The organism is Afipia carboxidovorans OM5 (genome assembly GCF_000218565.1).
GTDB lineage: Bacteria > Pseudomonadota > Alphaproteobacteria > Rhizobiales > Xanthobacteraceae > Afipia > Afipia carboxidovorans.
Map to the genome: position 1 here is coordinate 140,585 of NC_015684.1, position 26,857 is coordinate 167,441.

A 26,857-nucleotide genomic window follows, 5' to 3' on the forward strand; every position below is an offset into this window, starting at 1 on the left:
AGCGTTGAGTCTCGCCATGTTGCATTTCCGGATGCTCGCCTCATCCATTCCCCTTCTCGCCGTCGGCATTCTGGCGGGCGGGCAGTTCACCACCGCCTCGCAACCCTGCATCGCGGTGGGGCATACCTCGGTGCAGATTGCCACCGCGCCGTGGCAGCCGCAGCAACATGTCTCCTTCACCGATGACGCGAGCCGCGCAACGGTGCGCGTGCAGCTTGTCGACAGCCCCGAGATGGCCGACTTTACCGTCGTGGACGACGTGGATGCCTCGCCCGACGCTGCGCCGACCCGGCAGGGCTGCCCGGTAACTGCGGCGATGCATTACGTTGCGATCGCCGAGCACCAGAAGGCCTCCGAGCCGATCATCTACCTCTCCGAACAGCCCGGCGATTATCGCCTCTATGTGAATTCGACCAAGGTGTCGGTTCGCGATGCCGCTGCGCTTCTGATCGGCGCCGCGCCCCAGCCGGGCCAGCTGGTGCTCTCGCAGCTTTAAGACTCTGTTAGCCATCTTTGCATCGCGCCCCGCGAAGGCCTCAAGCCTCAAGCCATTCGCAACGCTGCGGCGGCACTCTCGCGGACAAGCGGTCGAGGCGACAGGCAGCGGGGGCGGTTCATGGACGGGATCAAGCAGTTGCGACTGACGCTGCGCAGGCTTACCCGCCGCAATCGCCGGATCGTCAGCACGATCCGCTATCTCCTGATCTTCACCGCAACCTTCGGCGCGGCCTACGGCTTCATCCGCGGCAGTGTGTCGGAGACCGCGGGCTATGACCCGCAGGCCTTTGCGCTCGGCATCAGTTTTCTGTTCGCGCTCGCCTGCCTCGCACTCGCCACCCTCAGCATGCGGATGCGCTGGCTGAAGAAAAATATGCGCAAGCTCGCGCTGCATAACGAAGCGCTGATCGACCGCAATTGGGAATTGAAGGAAGCCGAGGAGCGCGCGCGAAGCCTGTTCGAATCGCAAAGCGACCTGATCGCGCTGCGCGATGCACGCGGACGCCTCACCTTTGTCAACGACACGTTCTGCCATTACGCCGGCAAACCGCGCAGCGACCTGCTCGGCAGCACCCGCACTCTGCCGGTGATCGAGCAGGGTGACGACGCGACCGAACCCGGCGGCACCCGCGTGCACGACCAGAAGATTCAAACCGCGTTCGGCCCGCGCTGGATCGCATGGCGCGAGACGCTGGTGCGCCCCAACGCCAACCAGGGCGCCGAGCTGCAATGCGTCGGCCGCGATGTGACCGACCGCGCCGAGAGCGAGCATGCCCTCGGGCTCGCGCGCGACCACGCCGTCTCCGCCAATCGCGCCAAATCGAAATTCCTCGCCGTCGCGTCGCACGAAATCCGCACCCCGCTGAACGGCATCCTCGGCATGAGCAACCTCCTGCTCGACACCCAGCTCAATCCCGAGCAGGCTGCTTACGCAAAAGCGGTGAAGGATTCCGGCGAGGCGCTGGTGTCGCTGGTCGAAGAGTTGCTCGACTTCTCCAAGATCGAGGCCGGCAAGATCGACCTCGAGCACCGACCTTTCCATCTCGGCGCAATGATCGAGGAGATCACCGAACTGCTCGCGCCGCGCGCGCAGGCCCGTCAGATCGAGATCGCATCCTATGTCGACGAGCGGTTGCCGCGCGAGGTGATCGGTGATGCCGCGCGGCTGCGGCAGGTGCTGCTCAACCTCGCAAGCAACGCGGTGAAATTTACCGCCGAGGGCGGCGTTGCGCTGATCGCCGAACCCGGCATCTGGCCGAACGAAATCAGCTTCCTCATTCGCGATACCGGCATCGGCATCGCGCCCGATGCGCAGCAGCGCATCTTCCGCGAGTTCGAACAGGCGGGCGAAGAAATCGCGCGCGAATATGGCGGCACCGGGCTTGGCCTTGCCATCAGCGAACGCATAGTGCGGCGGATGGGTGGGCGCATCGCGCTGGAAAGCGCTATCGGCCGCGGTACCACATTCGAGGTCTCGATTCCTCTGGAAGCGGCCGACACTTCCGCCCCGGCAGCACCCATGCCGGATCTTGCTGGCAAAGCTGTGATGGTGGTGACACCGCACGCAATTGCCTCGTCGCTGCTGGCGCGGCGGCTCGCACGCTGGGGCGCGCAAGTGTGCGAAACCACTGACCTCGCCATTGCCGAGGCGCTGCTGCCGGAGCGCGCCTGGCATGCCGTGCTGATCGATCACGCGCTGGGCGCGGATGCCGTGCAGGCGTTCGGGCGCCGCGCGGCCGCGGTTGCCGCTCATTGCATCGCGATGTTCACGCCGGCGGAGCGCCACGATGTGCAGCCGGCCGAGATGACAGCGTTCACCGGTTATCTCGTCAAACCGGTGCGCGCAGCCTCGCTTGCAGCACGCCTCACCACTGACGCCTCCACTACCGCGCCGGACTTGCCGGATGAAGCTCCGCTTCCGCGCCCACAGACACCGAAACAGCTTTCGATCCTTGTTGCCGAAGACAATGAGATCAATGCACTGCTGATCCGCTCGCTGCTCACCAAGCTCGGCCATGAAGCCGTTCTCTGCACCGACGGCCGCGCGGCGCTGGAATCCTGGATCGCGGCGGAAACGGCCGGCACGCGTTATGACGCGGTGCTGATGGATGTGCAGATGCCGCACCTGAGCGGCATCGAGACCGTGCGTGCCATTCGCGCGCGTGAGGCGGAGCGTGGCCTTCCGCGCACAAAGATCCTTGCGCTGACTGCCAACGCATTGGTTGAGGATCGCTACGCCTGCTTCGAGGCGGGCATGGACGGCTTTCTCGTCAAGCCGCTCGACCGCGACAACCTCGTGCAGGCATTGCGCGACGTGACACCGGCGCATCTCGCCGCATGAGCCGTCATTGTTCTGTCGCACGCAGCACGCGCGGCACTGTCATAAAACCATTGGGCTAGCCGTGCTTTATCACCCGCGGAAGCGCTTCTGACCGATTCGACGAAGCGCCGCGGGGATCACGATGCGTGGCGACACGGATGCCGGCTTCAAGCCCGGCGCGATGCAAACCTGGCTCAAGCCCGACCTTGCACGCACCGCAGCCACGACCGCCGCCACCTGGCTGAAGCCCGCGCGCCGCGGCGATTTCCTTCGGTTCGAGGCGGTAACTCCACGCATCGATACGCTCGGCCGCCTCGGCGAGCTCGAAGTGCGGCTTGCCACCACGCGCGATGACGTGAAACGCGCGCAGAAGCTGCGTTACAAGGTTTTCTATCGGGACGGCCATGCGATCGCGGATGCACCGACGCTGCTGGCCCGGCGCGACAAGGACGTGTTCGACAAATTCTGCGACCACATCCTTGTCATCGATCATGCCGCGAAGCCGACGCTCAGCGGCAAGCAGCGCGTGGTGGGCACCTATCGCCTGCTGCGCCAGGACGTGGCGGAGCACCACGGCGGCTTCTATTCCGACGATGAGTTCGACATCTCGGCTCTTGTCGAGCGTCACGGCAATCTGCGCTTTCTCGAGCTCGGCCGCTCCTGCGTGCTACCGTCCTACCGCACCAAACGCACCGTCGAACTTCTGTGGCATGGCATCTGGACCTACGTTCGCCGCCACGGCATCGACGTGATGATCGGGTGCGCGAGCCTTGCCGGCACCGATCCCGACCGTCTCGCGCTACCGCTGTCATTCCTACACCACTATGCCGCTGCACCCGCCGAGTGGCGCACCCGCGCGCAGGCGTCCCGCTATATCGCGATGAACCGCATGGCGAAGGAAACGATCGACCCCAAGGCGGCACTGCGCGAACTGCCGCCGCTCATCAAGGGCTATCTGCGGCTCGGTGCCTTCATCGGCGACGGCGCGGTGATCGACCACCAGTTCGGCACCACCGACGTATTAGTAGTGATGCCGGTCGCCGCGATCGCCTCGCGCTATATCGGCCATTTCGGCGCCGACGCGAGCCGCCACGCGGCGTAGCTCTGTTGTCCGAACGCGATGCGACGTGCAACGTCGCTTCGCAGAGCCGGGACCGTTCAGATCCCATGCTTAGCGACCCCGGATCAGCCGTGCACCGCTTCGCGTTGCAATGCATCCGGGGCATGTAACCTGAAAATTCAAGATGAATGCGCGGGTCAAGCCCACGCATGACAAGGTAGGCCCTGGCTTTTAAAGCCGCCGCAGCGACACCCGCTCCACCACATGGTCGCTGCCTTTTTTCAGGATCAGCGTCGCGCGCGGGCGCGTCGGCAGCACGTTCTCACGCAGATTGACGCGGTTGATCTTGTTCCAGATCGACAGCGCTTTCTCGCGCGCGGCCTCGTCGGAGAGCCCGGCATAGCGATGAAAGTAGGATCGCGGATCACTGAACGCGGTGTCGCGCAGCTTGAGAAAGCGCGCGGCGTACCATTCCTGTAGCGTGCTTTCATCGGCATCGATATAGACCGAGAAATCGAAGAAGTCGGAGATGAACGGCACGGCCTTGCCGTCGGCCGGCAACCGCCCGGTCTGCAGCACGTTCAGGCCTTCGACGATCAGGATATCGGGCTGATCGATCTCGATGGTCTCGTTCGGCACGATGTCATAGGTGAGATGCGAATAGACCGGCGCGCGCACGTCACGGCGTCCCGCCTTGATGTCGCTTAGAAACGTCAGCAGCGCGCCGAGATTGTAGCTCTCCGGAAAACCCTTCTTGTCCATCAAGCCCGCGCGCTCGAGATAGGCGTTGGAATGCAGGAAACCGTCGGTGGTGATGAGATCGACCTTCGGCTTCGGCGACCAGCGTGCCAGCAGCGCCTGCAGCACGCGCGCAGTGGTGGACTTGCCGACCGCGACCGAGCCCGCCACGCCGATGATGTAGGGCATCTTGCGATCGCGGATGCGCAGGAAGCGCCGCTCGGATTCGAACAACCGCCGCGCCGCGGAGACGTAAAACGACAGCAGCCGCGACAGCGGCAGATAGATCTCCTCGACCTCCTTGATATCCAGGCGGTCAAGCATCGAGTGCATCCGCTCGATCTCCTCCGCCCGCAACGTCATCGGCGTATCGTCGCGCAGCTTCGCCCACTGCTCGCGCGTGAAGGTGCGGTAGGGATCGTACTTTTGCAGTTCGGCTCCGGTCGTCATGAGCCAGTCTCTTTTCGTTTGGATGCCGGCCCGGCGGACGCCTTCCCGGAGATGCAAAAATTTTGCCTGCTCAATCGCCCTTGCGCGAGGCTTTTTCCTCGAGACCCGACATTTTTGTCCGGCGTTCGAGTTCAGCCTCGACTTCGGCCAGCGAAACGCCCCGCGCCTTCAGCAGAACCAGAAGGTGAAAAAGCAAATCCCCACTCTCGGCAATGACCCGCTCGCGCATGCTGTTCTGCTCGACGGCTGCGATCACCACCTCGATCGCTTCCTCGCCGAGCTTCTTCGCACAATGCTCCACGCCCTTGTCGAGCAGCTTGCGCGTATAGGACACCTCGCCGCTCGAGGCGGCGCGGGCGTCAATGACGCCGGCGAGGTCATGAATAGTGAAGCCGCTCATTGGGTGTCCCTTACCCTTAAGATTGCATTCAGGGCGGTGGGGCTACCGGGCCGCCGCCCTATCAAAAAACCGGTTGGTGCTCACGGGTCAAGCCGCATCGGCAGGCCTGCGCGGGCCATATGCTCCTTGGCCTGCCGGACCGTGAATTCGCCAAAATGGAAAATCGAGGCCGCGAGCACCGCCGTGGCGTGACCCTCGCGAATGCCCGCGACCAGATGATCGAGATTGCCGACGCCGCCCGAGGCGATCACCGGCACGGTGATGCTGTCGGCAATAGCGCGCGTCAGCGGAATGTCGAAGCCCTGCTTGGTACCGTCACGATCCATCGAGGTCAGGAGAATTTCGCCGGCGCCGAGCGCGACCACTTCCTGCGCATATTCGATCGCATCGATGCCGGTTTCCTTGCGCCCGCCATGGGTGAAGATTTCCCAGCGGTCGCTGCCCGAGCGCGCGACGCGCTTGGCGTCGATCGCAACCACGATGCACTGGTTGCCGAATTTCTCCGCCGCTTCCTTCACGAATTCGCGGCGGCTGACCGCGGCCGAATTGATCGAGACCTTGTCGGCGCCGTGGTTGAGCAGCGTTCGGATATCATCTACCGTGCGCACGCCGCCACCGACCGTGACCGGCATGAAGCAGGCTTCCGCCGTGCGCTTGACCACGTCGAGAATGGTACCGCGGTTCTCATGCGTCGCAGTGATATCGAGAAAGCAAAGCTCGTCCGCACCCGCCGCGCCATAGGCAATCGCAGCTTCCACCGGATCGCCGGCATCACGCAGGCCGACGAAATTCACGCCCTTGACGACGCGGCCGTCCTTGACGTCGAGACAGGGAATGACGCGAACCTTGAACATCAGGCCGCCCTCGCCGCTTTGATCAGCGCCAGCGCCTCGGCCGGATCGATGCGGCCGTCATAGAGCGCGCGGCCGGAGATCGCGCCTTCGAGTTTTTTGGCGCGCGGCGTGAGCAGCGCCTTCACATCGTCGATCGAGGCGAGGCCGCCGGAGGCGATCACCGGAATCGAGATCGCATCCGCAAGCGCAATGGTCGCATCGAGATTGAGGCCCTTGAGCAGGCCATCGCGCGCGATGTCGGTAAAGATGATCGCGGCAACGCCGGCATCCTCGAAGCGCTGCGCGATCTCGAGCGCGGTGACGGTCGACGTTTCCGCCCAGCCTTCCACCGCGACCTTACCGTCGCGCGCATCGAGACCCACCGCGACACGGCCGGGATGTTTCTTCGCGGCTTCTTTCACAAAGGCCGGATCGCGCACCGCGGCGGTGCCGATGATGACGCGCGCAATGCCCTTGTCGAGCCATGCTTGAAGCGTCGCCATGTCGCGAATGCCGCCGCCAAGCTGCACCGGCATCGTCACGGTCTTCAGCATCGCCTCGACGGCTTGCGCATTTTGCGGCTTGCCCGCGAACGCGCCATCGAGATCGACGACATGCAGATATTCGAATCCCTGATCCTGAAAGCTGCGCGCCTGCGCGGCCGGATCGAGGTTAAACACGGTCGCGCGCGCCATGTCGCCCTGCTCGAGACGCACGCACTGACCGTTCTTCAGATCGATGGCAGGAAAGAGGATCACGGCTTCCACTTCAGAAAATTGGCGATCAGAACGAGGCCGAAGCGCTGGCTCTTCTCGGGATGAAACTGCGTGCCGAAGATCGTGTCCTTGGCAACGATCGCGGTCAGCGGCCCGCCGTAATCGGCGCGCGCGACAATATCGCTCTCGCTCGCAGCGTTAAGGTGATAGGAGTGCACGAAATAGGCGTGACGGCCCTTGTCGCCGAGCGGCAATTTTTCCAGCACCGGATGCTCACGGACGAGATCGAGCGTGTTCCAGCCCATATGCGGAATCTTCAGGCTCTCGTCGCGCGGCGCGATCTTTTCAACGTCGCCCGCAATCCAGTCGAGCCCCGGCGTCGTGACATGCTCCTTGCCCTGCGTCGCCAGCAACTGCATGCCGACACAGATGCCGAAGAACGGACGCGCCTTGTCGTGCACGGCTTGCGTCATGGCATCGACCATGCCGTCAAGCGCATCGAGGCCCTTGCGGCAATCGGCAAACGCGCCGACGCCCGGCAGCACGATACGATCGGCGCGATAGACGATCTCGGGGTCGCGGGTGACGATGATCTTTTCCGGCAGTTCCAGCGCGCGCGCAGCACGCTCGAAAGCTTTCGCCGCCGAGTGCAGATTGCCGGAGCCGTAATCGATCAGCGCAACGCTCACCGCGAGCCACCCGGCATCGGAAAGAAACCTGCCGCGTCGGGCATGGCGATGGAGGAATGCGGCATCGGCATTTTCGCGGCAGTTACGGGCCTCGTCGCAGCTGCAATACCGGCAGCGGAAAGCCGCTCGAAGAAGCGCTGTGCCGCAGCCTCTTCATTCTCGGCCGCAACAAGGCCGATCTGCCGCCACTTGCGGCGCGACAACGTCCAGCGCCGCAACGAGCCCGCTTCGGCGCCGAGAAACAGCGCGATTACGCCCATCACCACGAAATGCGCAATGGCCGGCGCGCGGCTCATCTGCAACGCTACCTCGGCCGCGATCTGCACCACGATATAACCGAGCAGCACCAGCCACAGCCGATGACGGATGATCCAGAGGAAGCCGAGCAGGAACGCCCACACGTAAAAGCCGTCGCGCACGAACACGACCTTTTCCGGCGCGGCGCGCACGTTATCACCGAGGCTTTTCGGGGCGTGGACGGTGTAAACCGGCATCTCTCGTCTCCGGCGGAGCGCTTTCGCGCTAGCCGCCCAACTGACCCTTGGTCGAGGGCACCGCACCATTCGCACGCGGATCAATCGCGACCGCGGCGCGCAGCGCGCGCGCGAGCCCCTTGAAGCAGGATTCCGAGATGTGATGGCTGTTCTCGCCATACAAGGTCTCGACATGCAGCGTGATGCCGGCATTCATTGCGAACGCCTGAAACCACTCGCGCACCAGCTCGGTGTCGAACTCGCCGATCTTGTCGCGCGGGAATTCCACCTTGAACACCAGCACCGGACGGCCGGAAATGTCGATCACGACGCGCGACAGCGTCTCGTCCATCGGCAGATGCACGCCCGCATAGCGGGTGATGCCCGCCATGTCGCCCAGCGCCTGCTTCACCGCCTGACCGAGCGCGATGCCGACATCCTCCGTGGTGTGGTGATGGTCGACATGCAGGTCGCCATTCGCCTTCACCGTGATGTCGATGCCCGAGTGGCGCGCCAGAAGGTCCAGCATGTGGTCGAAAAACCCAATGCCGGTCGCGACGTCGGAGGCGCCAGTGCCGTCGAGATTGACGCTGACGGCGATGTCAGTCTCCTTGGTCTTGCGCTTGATCGTGGCCGTGCGCATGAAAATTCGCTCCAGAACCCAATTTTGAGCGCCTTTTAACAGGCGGATGACGCCTTCGCTACTGCAACAGTCGCCGGGGAGCCTCCCATTCGCGGCTATGGTGACCGGATTTTGCGGATTCCGGGCCTCCCAGCCATAAGTTTGCATCCGCCGCGCGAGCTTCCTAAATGGGAGCCAGTCAGGGGATAGACCATATGCAAAATTCGCAAGCCGAGAGCTGGCACGGCACCACGATCCTCACCGTCCGCAAGGGCGGACGGGTGGTCATCGGCGGCGACGGCCAGGTTTCGATCGGCCAGACCGTGATCAAGTCCAATGCCCGGAAGGTCCGCAAGCTCGGCAAGGGCGATGTGATCGGCGGCTTCGCCGGCGCCACCGCCGACGCCTTCACGCTGTTCGAGCGGCTGGAGGCCAAGCTCGAACAATATCCGGGGCAGTTGACCCGCGCCTGCGTCGAACTCGCCAAGGACTGGCGAACCGATCGCTACCTGCGCCGCCTTGAGGCAATGATGATCGTCGCCGACAAGGAGGTGTCGCTGGTACTGACCGGCACCGGCGACGTGCTGGAGCCCGAAGACGGCGTGATGGCGATCGGCTCCGGCGGCAATTATGCGCTGGCCGCCGCCCGCGCGCTGTCCGATTCCGAGCACGACGCCGAAACCATCGTGCGTCGTTCGCTCGAAATCGCTGCCGATATCTGCGTCTATACCAACCGCAACGTCACCATCGAGGCGCTGACGGCATAAGCGCGTTCACGCGCGACTTGGTGAGGAGCGTAACCTCACCCGGCAAACCCCTCACCCGGCTCGCGCCACCCTCTCCCACAAGGGGAGAGGGCAAGAAGATGAAACCCATGACCGACTTTTCTCCCCGCGAAATCGTCTCCGAACTCGACCGCTTCATTGTCGGCCAGAACGACGCCAAGCGCGCGGTCGCAATCGCGCTGCGCAACCGCTGGCGGCGGCTGCAGCTCGAAGGCGGGCTGCGCGAGGAAGTGTTGCCGAAAAATATTCTGATGATCGGGCCGACCGGCGTCGGCAAGACCGAGATCGCGCGGCGGCTCGCCAAGCTTGCCGGTGCGCCATTCCTCAAGGTGGAGGCGACGAAGTTCACGGAAGTGGGTTATGTCGGCCGCGACGTCGAACAGATCGTGCGCGACCTTGTCGACGTCGCCATCGCCCAGACCCGCGAGAAGAAGCGCAAGGACGTGCGCGCCCGCGCCCAGCTTGCCGCGGAAGAGCGCGTGCTCGACGCGCTGGTTGGCGCCAATGCCTCCAGTGGCACGCGCGAGTCATTCCGCCGCCGGCTGCGTGACGGTGAACTCAACGACAAGGAAATCGAGGTCGAGACCCAGGCGGGCGGCGGACCGTCGATGTTCGAAATTCCAGGGATGCCCGGCGCGCAGATGGGCGCGATCTCGCTCGGCGATATTTTCGGCAAGATGGGCGGCCGCACCAAGACGCGGCGGCTTACGGTTGAGGATTCTCACGAGGTACTGGTCAACGAGGAATCCGACAAGCTGCTCGACGACGAGGCGCTGACCCGCGATGCGATCCATGTGGTCGAGAACAACGGCATCGTATTCCTCGACGAGGTCGACAAGATCTGCGTCCGCGATGGCGCACGCACCGGCGACGTTTCGCGCGAGGGCGTGCAGCGCGACCTGCTGCCCTTGATCGAGGGCACCACCGTCTCGACCAAGCACGGACCGGTGAAGACCGACCATATCCTGTTCATCGCGTCCGGCGCGTTTCATATCGCAAAGCCGTCCGACCTATTGCCGGAGTTGCAGGGCCGCCTGCCGATCCGCGTCGAACTGCAGGCGCTGACCCGCGATGATCTGCGCCGCATTCTGACCGAGCCGGAAGGCTCGCTCATCAAGCAATATATCGCGCTGATGAAAACCGAAGGCGTCACGCTGGAGATCACCGATGAGGCGATCGACGCGCTCGCCGACGTCGCGGTGTCGGTCAATTCTTCCGTCGAAAACATCGGCGCGCGTCGATTGCAGACGGTGATGGAGCGAGTGCTCGACGAAGTCTCGTTCCATGCGCCTGACATGAACGGGCAGACCATTACGATCGATGCTGCCTATGTGCAGAAGCACATCGGTGATCTGGCGAAAAACACCGATCTGAGCCGGTTTATTTTGTGAGGCACGTCATTCCGGGGCGCGGGTGAAACCCGCGAACCCGGAATCTTTCGATGGTCGATTGAGAGACTCCTGATCATCCCGCTTTCGCGAGATGTCCGGAATGACCTCGATCATCTACCTCGCCCGCCGCAGCCGCACATAAAGCGCGCCGGCACCGCCATGGCCGATCGATGCTTCCTCGAAGCCGACGACGAAGCGACGAAGCTCCGGCAGGCCGAGCCACTCCGGCACCTGACGGCGCAGCACGCCGCGCTCGGCATCCAGCGCGCCGCTGCGGCCCTTGCCGGTGATGACCAGCACGAACGTCAATCCGTTCTCGCTCGACGAGGTGACGAAGCCGATCAGCGCGCGATGCGCGCGGGCCTGCGTCATGCCATGCAGATCGAGCCGCGCCTCGATCTCCTTGCGGCCGCGGGCGAGATGCGTTCGCTCCCGCCGGCCCAATGTGACGAGCGGTGGCGGCGCTTTCGGCCGAGGTGCTGTCACTGTTGGCTTTGATGCCTCAGACGCGCGTGACGAGCGCGCCCGTGCGCCTTGAGGCGCAGCCACCTCCTCGCCCGCCTCGGCTGCAACCTCCAGCTCTTTTGGTTTTCGCCGGCGCAGCGGCTTGATCTGCTTCGTCACCGTCTCCCACAGCGCACGCTCTTCGGCATCGAGTGCGCGACGGCGGCGTGCGGGTGGCGGCGACAGATCTGGCGGACGGCCGCGCTTCATGTCGCCTCCGCGTGGCGGCGGCCACGGCGTTTCGGCTTCGGCTTCTTCTGGACCGGGCGCGCCTCGGGCAGCGGCACGGTCTTGCCATGCGCGACCGGATCGAGCGCCTTCGGCAGCAGCATGGTGAAGCGCGCAGCGTCCTTGATGCGTCCCGCGATCTTCCCGGCCTCGACGCCCGCGCCGAAGTAAAGGTCGGCGCGCGCCGGGCCGACGATGGCCGAACCTGTATCCTGCGCCACCATCAGGCGGCGGAACGGCGTGTTGGACGTATCCTTCTCGATCGGCAGATCGCCATCGATATAAAACGGCGTGCCGTAGACATGCAGCGCCTTGTCGACCGCGATCGAGCGGCCTGCGGTGAGCGGCACGCCTTGCGCGCCGACCGCCTCGTCATCGGCCTTGAGCGGCACTTCGCGGAAGAAGATGTAGGAGCGATTCTGCCGCCGCAACTCATCGGCCGCGCCCGGATTCTGCTCCATGTATTCGCGGATGCGCTGCATCGACATCTGGTCTCTGGGGATGATGTTGCGCTCGATCAAAACCCGGCCGATCGGTGTGTAGGGAAAACCATTATGCGAATCGTAATTGATCCGCACCATCGACCCGTCCGCCAGCTTGATACGTGCCGAGCCCTGAATCTGGATGAACAATAGATCGGTCTGGTTCTTCAGCCAGACGATTTCGAGACCGCGGCCGGCAATAGCGCCATCCTCGATCTGCCCGCGATCGTAATACGGCACCAGCTTACGGCGGCCGATCTTGCGAAACACGTCGCCCTTGTTGGGCAGGCTCGGCGAGGCCTGACTGTAGCCGCGCACGAACAGGTTCGACGGGCGGCGATAGACCGGGATGGTGTAGACATCGGTTTTGGTGCGCGAGCCCTCGACGATCGGCTCGTAATAGCCGGTGACGAATCCCGCATCCTCACCGAGGCGCGAGATCATGACCGGCGCAAATTCCTTCTCGAAGAATGCGCGCGCAGTCGCTGCGTCCTTGACCTTCGCCTCCCGCGCGACGTGGCACGGCCCGCGCAGACTATCGCCCAGGAATTTGTCGGAGGATTTGTTGGACGTATCGCTGAGCTTGCTCGGCTTGCGTGCGAGGATCGGCGCGCAGCTCACGCGGAAAGTCTTGAAGGCGGCAAACTGATCGTCGGTCGTCCAGCCCGGCAAGTCGTTCCAGGCGACGGGATTATATTGAACGCCGGGAATGGCGAGCGGCCAGTGAATGTTTTCAGGCCGCGGCCTTATCGGATGATGCGTTTCCGCGGCTGCCGGCTGATGGCGGCTGCGCGCGTCGGCCACCGCACTGGATGTGAGAACGGCCGCCGCGAACACGAGCGCGGCGGCACTCCCGTAGCGAAAGCGCCCCTCAGCGTCCGCTTTCCGTTCCAACCAGCTTCCAATTCGGATCGCGGGAGGAAACATCACGGGAGAAGGTCCAGACATCGGTCACATCGGTGAGCTTTTCGGGGTTGCCATCGATGACCGCACCGTCCTTGTCACGCGTCACGGTAATCATCTGCGAGACGAAACGAACAGTCAGGTGAGCGATCCTGTCGCGAACGCCGGCGCTGACAAGCGCGGCCTTGTCGATCGAGGCGAACCGCGTCTCGACCTTCTCGCCGCGCTGCTCGCGTCCCTTGATGACGGCTTCGAACCCGTCATAGACCTCGGCGGACAACAGATCCTTCAGCATGCGGCGGTCGCCGCTTGCAAACGCCTGCACGATCATCTCGTAGGCGCTCTTGGCGCCGGAGACGAAGTGCTGCGCGTTGAAGCTCGGATCGGCCGCGGCGACCTCGTCGAGGCCGGTGGCAAGTGGCGTGTCGGGCTCGGCGATGCCCTTCCAGCGATCCTGCGCGGGGATCGGATCAGCGGCCGGCGCGAGCGGCGTCTGGTCAATCGTCGTGCCCGGCATTTTCACCACGTTGTTGTCGTTGCCGCTGCGCGCCATGTCGCGCGTGATGCGGTCGAACGGCGGGCGCTCGCTACCCGTACGCTGGCCGAGCACGTTACGCAGCCGCAGGAAAATAAAGACGGCCAGGGCCAAAAATATGATGGTGTAAATGTCCACGTCGCTTCACTTTCCGATCTGGCGTGTTCCGTCAGGCTGCGCCGGGGAGTGACCTGACAGATATCATGTAAGCACAAAACTAGCCGCGCCAACGCCTCTCAAACCCTTAACGTGGTGGCGCCGGGACTCCAATTTGCGTCAATTCTTGCGATTTTAGCCCAATCCCTGCTAGCCGGCCAAGCTTTTGGCCGCAATTTCCGGGCGCCGTCCTTGTCGAGTGCGCCAGCCCTATGATAGCCACTGCGCCCGTACGGGTTTCCCGGAACGAGATTGCAGGAGAGATTGATGACTGACACCACCGCCGCGTCGGCCGAGGCCGCCGCTCCTCCGCAGCTCGGCATCCTGACCCAATATATCAAGGATCTCTCCTTCGAGAATCCCAACGCCCCCGCCTCATTGTCGCAGCAAGGCAAGCAGCCCGACATCACGATCCAGATCAATGTCGGCGCCACCAATCTCGGCGGCACCGACTTTGAAGTCATGCTCGCCATCGAAGGCAAGGCGATGGCCGAAGACAAGGTGCTGTTCGCGCTCGAGCTTGCCTATGCCGGCGTGTTCCGCATCGAGAATGTCCCGCAGGACAGCCTGCATCCATTTGTGATGATCGAATGCCCCCGGCTTTTGTTCCCGTTCGCGCGTGAAATTGTCGCTTCCGCGACCCGCAACGGCGGCTTCCCGCCTCTGATGCTCGACCCGGTCGACTTCGTCGGCCTCTATCGCCAGAACATGGCGCGGCAGGCCGAACAGCAGCAGCAGTCCAAGCCGAACTAAGCGATCGGCTGACCGCGCAAGATCATCGAACCTGTTACGAGAATATATCGAGCGGCAGCACGCCGGTGTTGCCGCTCTTTTGCCGTCTTTAGTCCGCGTCCTTGAATTCCGCCCAGAGCGGATGGTCGCCGAGCGTTGCGACAAACGCGCGATGCGCCTCGCGCTCCTCCACGGTGATGCGCGACGCCAGCGGCACTTCGCGCACGCGGCGCGTCACCTCGACAACGTGAATCTGCGTGCGCTCCGTCTCCGCCAGGATGAGCGAGGACTGCCGTGCGCCGATCAGATCGATATAGACCTCGGCCAGCAGCTCGGCGTCGAGCAATGCGCCGTGCTTGGTGCGCCGCGAATTGTCGATCGCATAACGCGAGCACAGATCATCAAGCCGGTTGGAGACGCCCGGATGCTTGCGGCGTGCGAGCAACAGCGTATCGACAAGGCGTTCGCACGGAATCGCTGCACGCTTCAGACGGTCGAGCTCCATGTTGATGAAGCCGATATCGAACGAGGCGTTGTGAATGATGAGCGGCGCGTCGCCGATAAACTCGAGGAACTCGTCGGCCACCGCGGCGAACAGCGGCTTATCGGCGAGAAATTCAGTCGACAGGCCGTGCACCGCAAAGGCTTCCTGCGGCATGTCGCGTTCCGGGTTGATGTAGACGTGATAGGTCTGCCCGGTCGGCATGTGATTGAACATCTCGACGCAGCCGATCTCGACCAGACGATCGCCACGCAGCGCATCGAGGCCGGTGGTTTCGGTGTCGAGAACAATTTCGCGCATCGGTGAAGTTCCCCGGAATCAAGAGCGGCGACGCGGCATCGTAGCCACTTTCGCAAGCACATGGCGGATTTGTTCGCGGGCCGAATCGAGCCCCGCCGACGTATCCACCACAAAATCCGCACGCGCCCGTTTATCGGCATCCGGCATCTGCCGCGCGATGATCGCTTCCAGCTTGTCAGCCGTCATGCCGGGCCGCGCGAGAATTCGTTCGCGCTGCACGCTATGCGGTGCGCTCACCACGACAACGGCATCGACACGGCTGTCTGCGCCGGTCTCGAACAGAAGCGGGATATCGAGCACGGCAACAGGCGCGCCGCTTTTCTCGGCTGCGTTCAGAAACTCCGTCTCATGCGCGCGCAGCATCGGGTGCACGATGGATTCGAGCTGCCGCATCGCTTGCCTATTACCGACGACTTGTGCCGAGAGTTTGGTGCGATCGACACCCTGCTCGCCCGTCGATCCGGGAAACGCCTGCTCGATCGCCTCAACCGCCTCAGATGCATAGAGGCGATGCACCGTTGCGTCCGCATCGTAGACCGGCACGCCGCACTCGGCGAAAAGCTGTGCCGTGGTGGATTTTCCCATCCCTATCGATCCGGTCAATCCGAGAACGAACATCGCCAAGCCTCTCAGGCCAGCGGCGCGAGGCCGTGCCCGCGCAGGAAGCCGAGGAGCGGCAGCAACGGCAGGCCGAGGATGGTGAAGTAATCGCCCTCGATCTTCTCGAAGAGATGTACGCCCGCGCCTTCCAACTGATAGCCGCCGACGCTCGCCATCACCGCATCGCCAACGAGATCGAGATAGGCGTCGATCTGGGCCTCCGTCAGAGGGCGCACCGTCATGCGTGCGCTGGAAAGCGTCTCGAACAGAATGCTCTCGCCCCTCACCACCGCGACGGCGGAATGCAGTTCATGCGTCTGCCCGCACATGGATTTCAACTGCGACCGCGCCTCGGCGCGGCTTTCTGCCTTGGCAAAAATCTTGGAGCCGAGACCGAGCGTTTGGTCGGCGCCAATCACATAGGCCTCGGGGTGCGCGCGGCCGACATGCTTGGCTTTCTCGCGCGCAAGCAGCGCGGCAATCTGCGACGCCTCGACAAGGGATGAAGATTGCTCGATCGCACGCTCATCGAGATCGGCAGGCAGCGCCTCAAACGTCACGCCCGCGCGACGCAGCAGCATCTGACGGGAGGCGCTTTGCGAAGCGAGAATGAGCCGGGCAGCGGCGCGTGTTGCCATCGGCCGGCTATCCGTGCTGCCGCTGGCGGTCGGCATAGAGCTTCATCACGGCGGCCGCGGTTTCTTCGATGGAACGGCGGGTGACATCGAGAAGCGGCCAGTCATATTTGGCGCTGAGCTTGCGGGCAAACGCCACTTCTTCCGCGACCGAGCGGCTGTCGATGTAGGAATCCTCGCCCCGACCGGGCAGTGGTGCACCGGCGCCGATACCGAGGAGCCTATTCTGCCGCACCTGCACCAGCCGTTCCGGCGTCGCGTGAAGGCTGACCACCAGCGGCTTTTTCAACGTCTCAAGTTGCGGGGGGATCGGAATGCCCGGCACCAGCGGCACGTTGGCGGTGCGGATGCCGCGGTTGGCGAGATAGATCGAGGTTGGTGTCTTCGAGGTGCGCGACACGCCGACCAGCACGACGTCGGCTTCTTCCAGCCCTTCGACATGCTGGCCGTCGTCATGCATCATTGTGTAGTTCAGCGCGTCGATGCGGTTGAAATATTCAGCGTTGAGCGTGTGCTGGGCGCCGACCCGCGGCGAGGTCTCTCGGCCGAGATAGGCGCGGAACAATTCCATTACCGGGCCGATGATCGACAGGCTCGGGATGTTCATGTCCTTGCAAGTCGCCTCGACCCGCTCGACGAGATCCTTCTCGAGAAGCGTGAACAGGACGATGCCCGGTGCTTCCTCGATTTCGGCCAGCACGCGGTCGAGCTGCTTCTGGCTGCGTACCAGCGGATAGACATGCTCCACCGGCGTCACGTTCGCATACTGGGCTGCGACCGCGCGTGCGACCATGATCAGCGTCTCTCCTGTCGAGTCCGAGATCATGTGCAGGTGGAAGTAGCTTTTGTTCGTTCCGGCCATTGTGATCAGGTCCTCACCGGACCCGGTGCCGTCACGAGTCCCGGTCTGTGCATTACTGTGAGTCCATGTGGGCAGAAAGCGCTGTCAGCGCCTCGGCCGGAAGGCGAGCGTAAAACCCGATCAATTGTTCACATCGCTGTTTGCGGGATGCAACCGATCGGCCTGCTGAAAGTGTAGCGGGGTTATGTGGATTTGTCTCGCACAATGGAGCCGGGAGCCAACGGTAAGATACTGGTGTTCAAGCTGTTTTTGGTGAGAACAGATTGTCGCTGGGAGTGGGGACAATCCCGCGCGATGTTGAAAAGCGCCGGGCAGGTTCAGGATTGTGTTGGGCCGCCACTATCCACTGTTACGCAGACTCAAACCTTAAGAATCTAAAAGATTGGAAAAGGGAAGGTCGGGATACGGACAAGCCACGTCGAGACGGACAATCCCTTAACGGCCTGGCAGGAGGACCGTTCCTTCCTTACCGAAGGCTGGTTGCAGAGGCTGCGGGTTTGACGATATCAGGGGCCACCCTTCCTGACGAAAGCCGTGCCGATGTACGAGTGGATCAAGGCCCTGCACATCCTTGCTGTGATTTCCTGGATGGCGGGGATGCTCTATCTGCCGCGGCTGATGGTTTACCACTGCGTGGCGGAGCCCGGCTCGAAGCAGTCCGAGACCTTCAAGATCATGGAATGGCGGCTTCTGAAGATCATCATCAATCCTGCGATGATCGTGACGTGGCTTGCCGGAGGATGGCTGGTCTGGGACGGCGGTTGGTATCTGTCGGGCTGGTTTCACGCCAAGTTTGCCCTGGTGATCGTGATGTCGGCGATCCACGGCATGCTGGTGCGCCGCGTCAAGGAATTCCGCCAGGATCGGAACACGCGCAGCGAGAAATACTACCGGATTTTGAATGAAGCTCCCGCCGTCCTGATGATCGGCATCGTCATTCTCGTGGTGGTGAAGCCGTTTTAATGGTTTTTCCGCGCTTTCGCCGTCATCTTGCCCTGAAGGTCGCTGAAGGATGATCTTGCGCGACAAAGGGTGATTTTCTATATTCCCCTCATCCTTCCGAACGCAGGCGGATGTGAGCGTCCCGGTTTTCGCCGGTCGTCATATCGAGCTCGAGGCCGCCCGGCACCTTAATCTCAGCCAAGACCCTCGCCGAGACACTCAGGCTCTGCGCCAACCCAGACCCCTTTTCGCATCGCAGGCGAAATCCCTCTTTTTCTCACCTCTCAGGATACTCCCATGCGGGAAATGAAACTTCAGGACCTCAAGGCCAAGACGCCGGCCGAGCTTGTCTCGTTCGCGGAAGAACTTGGGGTCGAAAACGCGAGCACCATGCGCAAGCAGGAGTTGATGTTTGCGATCCTCAAGCTGCTCGCGAGCCAGGAAACCGACATTATCGGTGAAGGCGTCGTTGAAATCCTGCCGGATGGCTTCGGCTTCCTGCGCTCATCCGATGCGAACTACCTGCCCGGCCCTGACGACATCTACGTCTCGCCTTCGCAGATCCGCCGCTTCGGCCTGCGCACCGGCGACACCATCGAGGGCCAGATTCGCAGCCCGAAGGAAGGCGAGCGCTATTTCGCGCTGCTCAAGGTCAATACGCTGAATTTCGAGGACCCGGAAAAGTCGAAGCACAAGGTCAATTTCGACAATCTGACGCCGCTGTTTCCGGACGAGCGCTTCAAGCTCGAGCTCAACGATCCGACCCGCAAGGATTTGTCGCCGCGGGTGATCGATATTGTCGCGCCAATCGGCAAGGGCCAGCGTGCGCTGATCGTCGCACCGCCGCGCACCGGCAAGACCGTGCTGATGCAAAACATCGCCCACGCCATCACCACCAATCACCCGGAATGCTATCTGATCGTTCTGCTGATCGACGAGCGCCCGGAGGAAGTCACCGACATGCAGCGCTCGGTGAAGGGCGAGGTGGTGTCGTCAACGTTCGATGAGCCTGCCGTGCGTCACGTTCAGGTTGCGGAAATGGTGATCGAAAAGGCCAAGCGCCTTGTCGAACATGGCCGCGACGTGGTGATCCTGCTCGATTCCATCACCCGTCTTGGCCGTGCCTACAACACGGTGGTGCCGTCATCCGGCAAGGTGCTGACCGGTGGTGTCGATGCCAACGCGCTGCAGCGGCCGAAGCGCTTCTTTGGTGCCGCGCGTAACATCGAGGAAGGCGGTTCGCTGACGATCATTGCGACTGCGCTGGTCGATACCGGCAGCCGCATGGACGAAGTGATTTTCGAAGAGTTCAAGGGCACCGGCAACTCCGAACTCATTCTCGACCGCAAGGTCTCTGACAAGCGCATCTTCCCTGCGATTGATATCGCCCGCTCCGGCACGCGCAAGGAAGAACTCATCACCGATCCGCAGACGCTTAAGAAGATGTACGTGCTGCGGCGTATTCTCAATCCGATGGGCACCATGGACGCCATCGAATTCCTGCTCGACAAGCTGCGATCGACCAAGAACAACGCCGAGTTCTTCGATTCGATGAACACGTAAGCAGCCCAAATTCTTGCACCAAGAAAAAAGCCCGGCGAAACAGCCGGGCTTTTTGTTTGAAAGATTGTCGCAAGTTCAGGGCTGGTTTAGTACCACCACCAGCGCTTCGGCCCGTGTCTCGCCGATCGAGCGAGAGCGGTGCGGGTTGTGAGAATTGAAGTAGAGCGCGTCGCCTGCTTCGAGCAGGACCGTGCGATCGATGAACTCGATCTCGATCTGTCCCGAGAGAACGAAGATCAGTTCTTCGCCGGCATGGGTGAAACGCCGGTCACTGTGAAACTTGTGCGGCGGCCGCATTACGAACGGTTCCATCCGCTTGTGCGGCAGGCTCGAGGCGATGGCCTCGATGTTATAGCCGTTGTGGGTATCGTTCTTCAGGAACCGGTGGCGTTCGTTCTTGCGCACGATGCAGAGCGAGGACTCATCGAGGCTTTCGCCCAGCAATTGGCCGACGGTCTGGCCGAACACGCGCGAGACTTTTAGCGCCGTCGTGATCGAGGGCACCGCGAGCTGGCGCTCGACCTTGGAAAGATAGCTTTTGGTGAGACCTGTCGCCGTGGCGAGCTGTTCAAGGCTCATGCCGCGCTGCTGGCGGGCAAAGCGAATCCGTTCGCCGAGGCTAGAGCTTACAGCAGTCAGGGCGGTGGGAACTCCGTTAGCCGGTGGAAGCGTAATCTTCATCAAAACAGCCGTAGCAAAGCGACCGAGCGAATCGCATCAGTGGTGATTCGGGCCCTCTTTGATCAGGTGTGCAGGCAGTGTCGCCTTCAACACGGAGTACCGTGTGGCCTGCATCGAAGGGCGCTCCTCAAATGAGGCATGCCATGCGGCAAGACCAGGGAACTGAGCACGCCACGGATCATCAGGGAAACGAATATCAAAATAGCCAAGCGCGCAGCCGATAGCAATATGGCCGATGGTAACGGGTCCGGAGAGCTGGTCCAGGCGAGCCTCCAGCCAGGCGCAGGACGCCTCGACGCCCTTGATCTGCCGGGCGATCCACATCGGCGACTGCTCGTTGGCCGGACGAATGATTTCACAGCGCCGGGAGACGTTGGCGTCCAGCATGCCGTCGCCCAAGGCCTGCAGCCGCAGCGCCGGCCAGCGCTTCTCGGGCTCGGCCGGGAACAGCTTGCGGCCGTTATGCAGGCTGTCGAGGTATTCGCAGATCACCGGGCTGTCGAACAGCGCCTCGCCATTATCGAGAAGCAGCGTCGGCACCCGGCACAGCGGATTGTCGTCCCGCAGATATTCGTCGAAATGTGGGTTGGTCGGCAGCCGCTCGATCTTGTCGAGGAGGCCGGTTTCATGAGCCACGACCCAGACTTTGCGGGCATAGGCCGAGGTGATCGTGCAGTGCAGGCGCATGGGCCGGCCTCCTTGGGATGATCGGACAATCGGGGATCTCAGGACACCGGCGTCAGCACACCTTGTCCTGAGAAATGGCCGAGCAGGTTGTCGACCATGAGACGGCCCATCGCGGCCCGGGTTTCGACCGATGCGCCGCCCTGATGCGGGGTGAGCACCACGCGTTCGAGATCGAAGAACGCGGTATCGGCGTTCGGCTCGTTCCAGAACACGTCGATGGCGGCACCGGCGATGGTCTTGTTCTGCAAGGCGTGCAGCAGCGCATCGCGGTCGACGATCGAAGCGCGCGCGACATTGATGAGGTAGCCTTTCGGGCCCAGCGCTTCCAACACTTCGGCGTTGATCGAGCCGATGGTCTCGGGACTGGGGTGCAGCACCGCGATCAGCACGTCGCAGGCCTTTGCGAGCCCGACCAGCGTGTCGTGATAGGCATAGTCGGGATATTCGGGACGCCGCCGGCGGCCGTGATAGGCGATCTTCATGCCGAACGCGGTGGCGCGGGTGGCGATCCGGCTGCCGATTCCGCCCAGCCCGTAGAGACCGAGCGTGCGGCCGCCGAGATGGGCGCCGAGCGGGAATGCGCCTTTCGGCCACTGTCCCGCACGGAGATAGCGCTCGCCCTCCCCCATGCGCCGCAGCAGCATGATGGTCTGCCCGATTGCGAAGTCCGCCACGCATTCGTTCAACACGTCGGGCGTGTTGGTGACGAGGATCTTGCGCGAGCGTGCGGCCGGAATATCGACGTGCTCGTAACCGACCGAGAACGTCGACAGGATTTCGAGATTGGGAAAATAGTCGAGCAGATCGCCACCGGTGCGCTGCGCGCTTGTGGTGGCGATTGCCCGAATCCGCGGACCGATGTCGGCAAGCATCCGGGCGCGATCGTCCGCCCGGCGCTCCCAGTGCACGTTGAAGTGCTGTTCAAGCAATTCTTCGGTCGGGTCGGGAAAGCGACCCCGTGCGAAAATTTCAGGTTTCTCGGTCATGCGCGCCAGCTTGACTTGCCCTGCTCTTCTGCCTCGCGCGGCGGCGGTGTGTAGGAGCCGGGATCGCCCGGACGATGACGGAGAACGTGTTTCATCGGCTCGCCCGCCGGCTCCTCGCGGAACAACGAGTTGAGGTGCGCAAGCATCGGCATGTTCTGCAGCGAGTAGAGGATCGCGTCCTCGGTATCCGAGGTGTTGACGTGCTCGTGGTAGGCCCATGCCGGTGTGAACACGATGTCGCCGACGCTCCAGTCGTAACGCACACCTTCGATGGTGGTGTAGCCCTGACCGGCCAGCGCGAAGTGCAGCGCCCACGGCGAGTGGCGGTGAAGCTGGCTGCGCTCGCCGGGCTTCATCAACTGCATCACGATCGCGAGGTCCTGTGCGGCCGAGCTTTCTTCAGCGAGATCGGGGTGCGCGAGCGCGATGATGCGGCGCTTGAAGTCGCGATCGCTCGCATGGAGTGCTTCGAGGCTTCTGTCGAATTTCCATACCGCGGGCTTCAGAAGCGGGCGCTTTGCACTCTCGATAAAGTCCTTGTAGGCAAGAATGCTGCCGGCCTGTGGTTCAGCCTGGTCAAGTTTGCCTGGCGTTTTTTGATCCATCGGAGGCTCCTGATAAATCTGTTTGACACGACGATTGTGTATAGGACACACTATGTCATGATGTCAACGACGTTTCAGAAAGGACTCGTTCGTGCGCACACATAAGATTGCTGTCATTCCAGCCGACGGTATTGGCAAAGAGGTTATCGCGGCCGGATTGAAAGCCATGGAAGCCCTGCAGGCCCGCTGCGGGGATTTCGCGATGACATTCGAGCATTTTCCCTGGGGCTCGGATTATTATCGTGCGCATGGACGCATGATGGACGCCGATGGTCTCGAGCGCCTGAAAAAATTCGATGCGATCTATTTCGGCGCCGTCGGTGATCCGGTCATTCCGGACAGCATCACACTGTGGGGCCTGCGCCTTCCGATCTGCCAGGGATTCGATCAATACGCCAACGTCCGCCCCACCCGCGTGCTGCCGGGGCTGACGAGCCCGCTGCGTCATGTGAACGGCCCCGAGCTCGATTGGGTGATCGTTCGCGAAAACAGCGAAGGCGAATATGCGGGCCATGGCGGCCGCGCCCATCGTGGCTTTCCCGAAGAGGTCGGCACCGAGACGGCGGTGTTCACCCGCACCGGCGTGACGCGGATCATGCGCTTCGCCCATAAGCTCGCGGCCTCGCGGCCTCGCAAGCTGCTGACGATCGTCACCAAGTCGAATGCCCAGCGTCACGGCATGGTGATGTGGGACGAGATCGCCGCCGAAGTCGGGCGCGAATTTCCCGACGTCACCGTCGACAAGATGCTGGTCGATGCGATGACGCAGCGGATGGTGCTCAATCCGGCAAGCCTCGACACCATCGTCGCCACGAATTTGCACGCCGACATTCTTTCGGATCTCGCAGCGGCGCTCGCCGGCAGCCTTGGTGTCGGCCCGACCGGCAATATTGATCCGGAAGGCCGCTTCCCCTCGATGTTCGAGCCGATCCACGGCTCCGCCTTCGATATCACCGGCAAAGGCATCGCCAACCCGGTCGCGACGTTCTGGACCGGCGCGATGATGCTCGACCATCTCGGCGAGCATGCGGCTGCGAAACGGCTGATGACCGCGGTGGAATTGATCACCCGTGATCCGGCCAACCATACCCCCGATCTTGGTGGCAACGCTTCAACCGCCAAGGTCACCGACGCTGTCTGCGAAGCGATACGAAGCTCCAACGAATAGGGGCCGATCGACCAAACCATAAAATCTCAAGGGAGGATGAAGTTACGACAGATCGATCTGCGTTCAATCTATCTTCTCGCCGAAAAAAAGCCCTGCCGTCACGACGGCAGGTTGTCACCGGGATCGGTGCGGTTGGTCTTGCGCTTGCCTCTGGCCGAGCGCGTGCTGATGAAAAAATCACCATCGCCTATCAGTACGGGCTGCAATACCTGCCGATGATGGTGATGCAGGAACAGAAGTACGTCGAAAACAACGTCAAGGGCAAAGCGGTTCAGGTCGACTTCGCGGTGCTGACAGGCCCCGCCCAGGTGACGGACGCGCTGTTGTCGAACTCCGCCCAGTTCGGCACCGTCGGCCCTCCCGGCACGGCGCAGTTGTGGGCCCGCACCATCAACGGGCTCGGGTTCAAGACGCTCGGCGCGTTGAGCGCGATGCCCTACATGCTCATCACCCGCAATCCGGCCGTGAAGACCATCAACGACTTCACCGAATCCGATCGCATCGCGTTGCCGAGCATCAAGTCGTCGCTGCAGGCGGTTTGTCTGCAGATGGCCTGCGTCAAGGAATATGGGCCGGAGAATTTCTCCAAGCTCGACCGCCTCACAGTGTCGATGACGCATCCCGATGCGATGATCGCGCTGCTGTCGGGCCAGTCGCAGATCACGGCGCATTTCGGCAGTCCGCCGTTCCAGTATCAGGAGCTCGACAAGCCCGAGATGCACAAGGTGCTGGACAACTTCTCCATTCTCGGCGGCCCGGTGTCATCGAGCTTCTTCACGACATCGACGCGCTATGCCGAGAAGAATCCGGAAGCGTTTGCCGCGGTCGCCAAGGCGCTCGAGCAATCGACTGCCTGGATCAATGCCCACCGTCAGGAGGCGGCGGCGCTCTACATCGCCAAGACGCGAACCAAGGAGAGCATGGAATCGGTGATGCGCCAGCTCAACGATCCGCAGTTCTCCTTCGGCATCAATCCGCAGAAGCTGCTGCCGTTTGTGGACTTCATGCATTCGGTCGGCACCATCAAGGTCAAGGCCAACTCCTGGAAGGAGCTTGCGTTCGCCAACGTCCACGACCAAGCGGGCAGTTGATATGTCGATGGCCGAGGTTGCGCCGGTGCCCGTAGGGGCGCCGGCGCCGCAGGCGTCACTCCTGACAGTCGATGGGGTGACCCTGCAATACGGAACGCGCAGTGTCGTGGTGCGTGCCACCTACCGCGTGAGCTTCGAAGTGCGCCGAGGGGACCGGTTCATTCTGCTCGGCCCCTCCGGCTGCGGGAAATCCACCCTGCTCAAAGCCGTCGGCGGCTATCTCGCGCCCACCGAAGGCGAGATCCGCCTGCACGGCGAAGTCATCCGCCGGCCGAACCCCGACCGGATGATGGTGTTTCAGGAGTTCGATCAACTCCTGCCGTGGAAGACGGTTCTGCAGAACGTCATGTTCCCGATGATCGTGAAGCGCAAGCTGCGAGCGTCCGAGGCGAAAGACCGCGCGATGGCCTACATCGTCAAGGTCGGGCTCAAGGAGTTCGCCAATGCCTACCCGCACACGTTGTCGGGTGGCATGAAGCAGCGCGTCGCGATTGCGCGCGGCATGGCGATGGAGCCGGACATCCTGCTGATGGACGAGCCGTTCGCGGCCCTCGACGCGCTCACGCGTCGTCGCATGCAGGAAGAGCTGCTGCAGCTCTGGGGCGGCACCAACTTCACGCTGATGTTCGTGACTCACTCGATTCAGGAAGCCGTTATTCTCGGCAACCGGATTCTGGTGCTGTCGCCACATCCGGGCCAGGTACGTGCCGAGCTGCGTGGCGTGAAGGATTTTCATGCGGATGGCGGACCGCTCGTCGAGCGGATTCACCAGTTGCTGTTTCCTGGCACCGAAACGACGGGAGGGCATTGATGAGTCAGACTGTGAGCTTCGACGAACGGGGCGACCGTCTGGTCGATATCCCGCAAACCAACGACCCGTCGCAATTCGTCTCGAAACCGCTGCCGCTCCAGTTACGGGTGGTGGACAGCAATGTGGTCCGCAAGATTTTTGTGGTCGTGCTGCTGATTATCGGTTGGCAGCTTTACGGGAAGTGGACCGACAACGACCTGCAATTCCCGACCTTCACGGCAACGGTATCCGCGTTCGTCGATTCGGTGACGCGTGGTACGCTGGTCGAGCAATTCCTGAATTCGTTGCGCATTCTCCTGATGGGCTACGCGGCGGGCGTTGCCATCGCGACTGCGACGACGGTGCTGGCGGTGTCGACCCGGATTGGCACCGATATTCTGGAGACGCTCAACGCCGCCTTCAGTCCGTTGCCCGCTATCGCACTGCTGCCGCTTGCGATGCTGTGGTTCGGGCTCGGCGTTGGCAGCCTGCTGTTCGTGTTGATCCACTCGGTGCTGTGGCCGGTTGCGCTCAACATGCACGGCGGCTTCCGCTCGGTCAGTACGACGCTGCGGATGGTGGGTGCGAATTACGGGTTGCGCGGCCTGCCCTATGTCGCGCGAATCCTGATCCCCGCGGCGTTTCCGAGCATCCTGTCCGGTCTCAAGATCGGCTGGGCATTCGGCTGGCGTACGGAGATCGCGGCGGAGCTCGTGTTCGGCGCGAGTTCGGGTGACGGCGGCCTCGGCTGGTTCATTTTCGAGAACAAGAACAACCTCGAAATCCCGGCGGTGTTCGCGGGCCTGCTCGCGGTGATCGGCCTTGGACTTCTGGTCGAAAATCTGGTCTTCCGCGCAATCGAGATGCGCACGGTAGAGCGCTGGGGTATGCAGCGCTGAAACTTTAATCTCGACCCTGAAATAATGCGGC

The 26,857-nt window shown here is 62.6% G+C and carries 30 protein-coding genes; 12 read left to right on the forward strand and 18 right to left on the reverse strand.

Going from position 1 to position 26,857, the window contains the following annotated elements:
* Window positions 1-16: 16 nt before the first annotated feature.
* The 3 genes from OCA5_RS00640 (at window position 17) to olsB (ending at window position 3,920) form a co-directional block, all read left to right on the forward strand.
* Window positions 17-496, forward strand: a complete 480-nt coding sequence (locus tag OCA5_RS00640; RefSeq protein ID WP_012561581.1) for a hypothetical protein — start codon at window positions 17-19, stop codon at window positions 494-496.
* 120 nt (window positions 497-616) lie between these two features.
* A complete protein-coding gene (locus OCA5_RS00645) occupies window positions 617-2,839 on the forward strand; it encodes a PAS domain-containing hybrid sensor histidine kinase/response regulator (protein ID WP_012561580.1) in 2,223 nt (740 codons plus the stop codon).
* Between the two features lie 121 nt (window positions 2,840-2,960).
* On the forward strand, window positions 2,961-3,920 hold the full coding sequence (gene olsB / locus OCA5_RS00650; protein WP_012561579.1) for a l-ornithine N(alpha)-acyltransferase: 960 nt from the start codon (window positions 2,961-2,963) through the stop codon (window positions 3,918-3,920).
* 189 nt (window positions 3,921-4,109) lie between these two features.
* Here the strand turns inward: olsB and coaA are convergent, their stop codons facing one another.
* The 7 genes from coaA to hisB all read right to left on the reverse strand — a co-directional run bounded on the left by coaA (window position 4,110) and on the right by hisB (window position 8,820).
* On the reverse strand, window positions 4,110-5,066 hold the full coding sequence (coaA, locus tag OCA5_RS00655; RefSeq protein WP_012561578.1) for a type I pantothenate kinase: 957 nt from the start codon (window positions 5,064-5,066) through the stop codon (window positions 4,110-4,112).
* Between the two features lie 70 nt (window positions 5,067-5,136).
* Window positions 5,137-5,466, reverse strand: a complete 330-nt coding sequence (locus OCA5_RS00660; protein WP_012561577.1) for a phosphoribosyl-ATP diphosphatase — start codon at window positions 5,464-5,466, stop codon at window positions 5,137-5,139.
* A gap of 80 nt (window positions 5,467-5,546) precedes the next feature.
* Window positions 5,547-6,320 carry an imidazole glycerol phosphate synthase subunit HisF gene (hisF, locus tag OCA5_RS00665; RefSeq protein ID WP_012561576.1) on the reverse strand — a complete coding sequence of 258 codons (774 nt, stop codon included), beginning with the start codon at window positions 6,318-6,320 and terminating at the stop codon, window positions 5,547-5,549.
* Window positions 6,320-7,057 carry a 1-(5-phosphoribosyl)-5-[(5-phosphoribosylamino)methylideneamino]imidazole-4-carboxamide isomerase gene (gene hisA / locus OCA5_RS00670; protein WP_041559627.1) on the reverse strand — a complete coding sequence of 246 codons (738 nt, stop codon included), beginning with the start codon at window positions 7,055-7,057 and terminating at the stop codon, window positions 6,320-6,322. The genes hisF and hisA overlap by 1 nt, the downstream gene beginning before the upstream one ends.
* On the reverse strand, window positions 7,054-7,704 hold the full coding sequence (gene hisH, locus OCA5_RS00675; protein WP_012561574.1) for an imidazole glycerol phosphate synthase subunit HisH: 651 nt from the start codon (window positions 7,702-7,704) through the stop codon (window positions 7,054-7,056). The genes hisA and hisH overlap by 4 nt, the downstream gene beginning before the upstream one ends.
* A complete protein-coding gene (locus OCA5_RS00680) occupies window positions 7,701-8,198 on the reverse strand; it encodes a DUF2628 domain-containing protein (RefSeq protein ID WP_012561573.1) in 498 nt (165 codons plus the stop codon). Before OCA5_RS00680 ends, hisH begins: the two co-directional genes overlap by 4 nt.
* 28 nt (window positions 8,199-8,226) lie before the next feature.
* Window positions 8,227-8,820, reverse strand: a complete 594-nt coding sequence (gene hisB, locus OCA5_RS00685) for an imidazoleglycerol-phosphate dehydratase HisB (RefSeq protein ID WP_012561572.1) — start codon at window positions 8,818-8,820, stop codon at window positions 8,227-8,229.
* A gap of 194 nt (window positions 8,821-9,014) precedes the next feature.
* On the opposite strand from hisB, the gene hslV reads away from it, so the two are divergent.
* Window positions 9,015-9,566, forward strand: coding sequence for an ATP-dependent protease subunit HslV (gene hslV, locus OCA5_RS00690; protein ID WP_012561571.1), 552 nt, complete (start codon window positions 9,015-9,017; stop codon window positions 9,564-9,566).
* Between the two features lie 107 nt (window positions 9,567-9,673).
* Complete coding sequence (gene hslU / locus OCA5_RS00695) at window positions 9,674-10,975, forward strand: ATP-dependent protease ATPase subunit HslU (RefSeq protein ID WP_041559540.1); 1,302 nt, start codon at window positions 9,674-9,676, stop codon at window positions 10,973-10,975.
* Between the two features lie 114 nt (window positions 10,976-11,089).
* Here the strand turns inward: hslU and OCA5_RS00700 are convergent, their stop codons facing one another.
* From OCA5_RS00700 to OCA5_RS00710, 3 genes are read right to left on the reverse strand one after another with little or no spacing between them, the layout of a single operon-like run.
* Complete coding sequence (locus OCA5_RS00700) at window positions 11,090-11,689, reverse strand: Smr/MutS family protein (protein ID WP_012561569.1); 600 nt, start codon at window positions 11,687-11,689, stop codon at window positions 11,090-11,092.
* On the reverse strand, window positions 11,686-13,083 hold the full coding sequence (gene mltA, locus OCA5_RS00705) for a murein transglycosylase A (protein WP_013912720.1): 1,398 nt from the start codon (window positions 13,081-13,083) through the stop codon (window positions 11,686-11,688). Before mltA ends, OCA5_RS00700 begins: the two co-directional genes overlap by 4 nt.
* Window positions 13,061-13,765 carry a Tim44/TimA family putative adaptor protein gene (locus OCA5_RS00710; RefSeq protein WP_012561567.1) on the reverse strand — a complete coding sequence of 235 codons (705 nt, stop codon included), beginning with the start codon at window positions 13,763-13,765 and terminating at the stop codon, window positions 13,061-13,063. The genes mltA and OCA5_RS00710 overlap by 23 nt, the downstream gene beginning before the upstream one ends.
* A 285-nt stretch (window positions 13,766-14,050) precedes the next feature.
* Here OCA5_RS00710 and secB point away from each other — a divergent pair, with 285 nt between their 5' ends.
* The gene (gene secB / locus OCA5_RS00715) at window positions 14,051-14,536 is read left to right on the forward strand and encodes a protein-export chaperone SecB (protein WP_012561566.1); all 486 of its coding nucleotides are present in this window, start codon (window positions 14,051-14,053) and stop codon (window positions 14,534-14,536) included.
* Between the two features lie 88 nt (window positions 14,537-14,624).
* On the opposite strand, the gene dnaQ is transcribed toward secB, so the two are convergent.
* From dnaQ to OCA5_RS00735, 4 genes are read right to left on the reverse strand one after another with little or no spacing between them, the layout of a single operon-like run.
* Entirely contained in the window at window positions 14,625-15,317 is a 693-nt protein-coding gene (gene dnaQ / locus OCA5_RS00720) for a DNA polymerase III subunit epsilon (RefSeq protein WP_012561565.1), read from the reverse strand.
* An 18-nt stretch (window positions 15,318-15,335) separates the two neighbouring features.
* Window positions 15,336-15,935: a dephospho-CoA kinase gene (coaE, locus tag OCA5_RS00725; protein ID WP_012561564.1), complete on the reverse strand. Its 600-nt coding sequence runs from the start codon at window positions 15,933-15,935 to the stop codon at window positions 15,336-15,338.
* 11 nt (window positions 15,936-15,946) lie between these two features.
* The gene (locus OCA5_RS00730) at window positions 15,947-16,555 is read right to left on the reverse strand and encodes a Maf family protein (RefSeq protein WP_012561563.1); all 609 of its coding nucleotides are present in this window, start codon (window positions 16,553-16,555) and stop codon (window positions 15,947-15,949) included.
* Between the two features lie 7 nt (window positions 16,556-16,562).
* Window positions 16,563-17,414, reverse strand: coding sequence for a pyruvate, water dikinase regulatory protein (locus OCA5_RS00735; protein WP_012561562.1), 852 nt, complete (start codon window positions 17,412-17,414; stop codon window positions 16,563-16,565).
* Window positions 17,415-17,954: 540 nt separating this feature from the next.
* Here OCA5_RS00735 and hemJ point away from each other — a divergent pair.
* The gene (gene hemJ, locus OCA5_RS00740; RefSeq protein ID WP_012561561.1) at window positions 17,955-18,377 is read left to right on the forward strand and encodes a protoporphyrinogen oxidase HemJ; all 423 of its coding nucleotides are present in this window, start codon (window positions 17,955-17,957) and stop codon (window positions 18,375-18,377) included.
* 276 nt (window positions 18,378-18,653) lie between these two features.
* Entirely contained in the window at window positions 18,654-19,919 is a 1,266-nt protein-coding gene (gene rho, locus OCA5_RS00745; RefSeq protein WP_012561559.1) for a transcription termination factor Rho, read from the forward strand.
* A 75-nt stretch (window positions 19,920-19,994) separates the two neighbouring features.
* On the opposite strand, the gene OCA5_RS00750 is transcribed toward rho, so the two are convergent.
* The 4 genes from OCA5_RS00750 to OCA5_RS00765 are packed head-to-tail and all read right to left on the reverse strand — an operon-like array spanning window position 19,995 to window position 22,878.
* A complete protein-coding gene (locus OCA5_RS00750) occupies window positions 19,995-20,600 on the reverse strand; it encodes a helix-turn-helix domain-containing protein (protein WP_013912721.1) in 606 nt (201 codons plus the stop codon).
* Between the two features lie 36 nt (window positions 20,601-20,636).
* Complete coding sequence (locus tag OCA5_RS00755; RefSeq protein WP_012561557.1) at window positions 20,637-21,287, reverse strand: glutathione S-transferase; 651 nt, start codon at window positions 21,285-21,287, stop codon at window positions 20,637-20,639.
* Window positions 21,288-21,325: 38 nt separating this feature from the next.
* Window positions 21,326-22,273, reverse strand: coding sequence for a 2-hydroxyacid dehydrogenase (locus OCA5_RS00760; RefSeq protein WP_012561556.1), 948 nt, complete (start codon window positions 22,271-22,273; stop codon window positions 21,326-21,328).
* Window positions 22,270-22,878: a cupin domain-containing protein gene (locus OCA5_RS00765; protein ID WP_012561555.1), complete on the reverse strand. Its 609-nt coding sequence runs from the start codon at window positions 22,876-22,878 to the stop codon at window positions 22,270-22,272. Before OCA5_RS00765 ends, OCA5_RS00760 begins: the two co-directional genes overlap by 4 nt.
* 91 nt (window positions 22,879-22,969) lie before the next feature.
* On the opposite strand from OCA5_RS00765, the gene OCA5_RS00770 reads away from it, so the two are divergent.
* The 4 genes from OCA5_RS00770 (at window position 22,970) to OCA5_RS00785 (ending at window position 26,826) form a co-directional block, all read left to right on the forward strand.
* On the forward strand, window positions 22,970-24,046 hold the full coding sequence (locus OCA5_RS00770) for a tartrate dehydrogenase (protein ID WP_012561554.1): 1,077 nt from the start codon (window positions 22,970-22,972) through the stop codon (window positions 24,044-24,046).
* 224 nt (window positions 24,047-24,270) lie between these two features.
* Complete coding sequence (locus OCA5_RS00775; RefSeq protein WP_244396129.1) at window positions 24,271-25,137, forward strand: ABC transporter substrate-binding protein; 867 nt, start codon at window positions 24,271-24,273, stop codon at window positions 25,135-25,137.
* A gap of 7 nt (window positions 25,138-25,144) precedes the next feature.
* Window positions 25,145-25,948, forward strand: a complete 804-nt coding sequence (locus OCA5_RS00780; RefSeq protein ID WP_042200923.1) for an ABC transporter ATP-binding protein — start codon at window positions 25,145-25,147, stop codon at window positions 25,946-25,948.
* Window positions 25,948-26,826 carry an ABC transporter permease gene (locus tag OCA5_RS00785; RefSeq protein WP_012561551.1) on the forward strand — a complete coding sequence of 293 codons (879 nt, stop codon included), beginning with the start codon at window positions 25,948-25,950 and terminating at the stop codon, window positions 26,824-26,826. The genes OCA5_RS00780 and OCA5_RS00785 overlap by 1 nt, the downstream gene beginning before the upstream one ends.
* Window positions 26,827-26,857: the final 31 nt, after the last annotated feature.

Coding starts and splice junctions, on each gene's coding strand:
- OCA5_RS00640 (WP_012561581.1), top strand. CDS start 17: ATGTTGCATTTCCGGATGCTCGCCTCATCCATTCCCCTTCTCGCCGTC.
- OCA5_RS00645 (WP_012561580.1), top strand. CDS start 617: ATGGACGGGATCAAGCAGTTGCGACTGACGCTGCGCAGGCTTACCCGC.
- olsB (WP_012561579.1), top strand. CDS start 2,961: ATGCGTGGCGACACGGATGCCGGCTTCAAGCCCGGCGCGATGCAAACC.
- coaA (WP_012561578.1), bottom strand. CDS start 5,066: ATGACGACCGGAGCCGAACTGCAAAAGTACGATCCCTACCGCACCTTC.
- OCA5_RS00660 (WP_012561577.1), bottom strand. CDS start 5,466: ATGAGCGGCTTCACTATTCATGACCTCGCCGGCGTCATTGACGCCCGC.
- hisF (WP_012561576.1), bottom strand. CDS start 6,320: ATGTTCAAGGTTCGCGTCATTCCCTGTCTCGACGTCAAGGACGGCCGC.
- OCA5_RS00680 (WP_012561573.1), bottom strand. CDS start 8,198: ATGCCGGTTTACACCGTCCACGCCCCGAAAAGCCTCGGTGATAACGTG.
- hisB (WP_012561572.1), bottom strand. CDS start 8,820: ATGCGCACGGCCACGATCAAGCGCAAGACCAAGGAGACTGACATCGCC.
- hslV (WP_012561571.1), top strand. CDS start 9,015: ATGCAAAATTCGCAAGCCGAGAGCTGGCACGGCACCACGATCCTCACC.
- hslU (WP_041559540.1), top strand. CDS start 9,674: ATGACCGACTTTTCTCCCCGCGAAATCGTCTCCGAACTCGACCGCTTC.
- OCA5_RS00700 (WP_012561569.1), bottom strand. CDS start 11,689: ATGAAGCGCGGCCGTCCGCCAGATCTGTCGCCGCCACCCGCACGCCGC.
- secB (WP_012561566.1), top strand. CDS start 14,051: ATGACTGACACCACCGCCGCGTCGGCCGAGGCCGCCGCTCCTCCGCAG.
- dnaQ (WP_012561565.1), bottom strand. CDS start 15,317: ATGCGCGAAATTGTTCTCGACACCGAAACCACCGGCCTCGATGCGCTG.
- coaE (WP_012561564.1), bottom strand. CDS start 15,935: ATGTTCGTTCTCGGATTGACCGGATCGATAGGGATGGGAAAATCCACC.
- OCA5_RS00730 (WP_012561563.1), bottom strand. CDS start 16,555: ATGGCAACACGCGCCGCTGCCCGGCTCATTCTCGCTTCGCAAAGCGCC.
- OCA5_RS00735 (WP_012561562.1), bottom strand. CDS start 17,414: ATGGCCGGAACGAACAAAAGCTACTTCCACCTGCACATGATCTCGGAC.
- hemJ (WP_012561561.1), top strand. CDS start 17,955: ATGTACGAGTGGATCAAGGCCCTGCACATCCTTGCTGTGATTTCCTGG.
- rho (WP_012561559.1), top strand. CDS start 18,654: ATGCGGGAAATGAAACTTCAGGACCTCAAGGCCAAGACGCCGGCCGAG.
- OCA5_RS00750 (WP_013912721.1), bottom strand. CDS start 20,600: ATGAAGATTACGCTTCCACCGGCTAACGGAGTTCCCACCGCCCTGACT.
- OCA5_RS00755 (WP_012561557.1), bottom strand. CDS start 21,287: ATGCGCCTGCACTGCACGATCACCTCGGCCTATGCCCGCAAAGTCTGG.
- OCA5_RS00760 (WP_012561556.1), bottom strand. CDS start 22,273: ATGACCGAGAAACCTGAAATTTTCGCACGGGGTCGCTTTCCCGACCCG.
- OCA5_RS00765 (WP_012561555.1), bottom strand. CDS start 22,878: ATGGATCAAAAAACGCCAGGCAAACTTGACCAGGCTGAACCACAGGCC.
- OCA5_RS00775 (WP_244396129.1), top strand. CDS start 24,271: ATGCAGGAACAGAAGTACGTCGAAAACAACGTCAAGGGCAAAGCGGTT.
- OCA5_RS00780 (WP_042200923.1), top strand. CDS start 25,145: ATGGCCGAGGTTGCGCCGGTGCCCGTAGGGGCGCCGGCGCCGCAGGCG.
- OCA5_RS00785 (WP_012561551.1), top strand. CDS start 25,948: ATGAGTCAGACTGTGAGCTTCGACGAACGGGGCGACCGTCTGGTCGAT.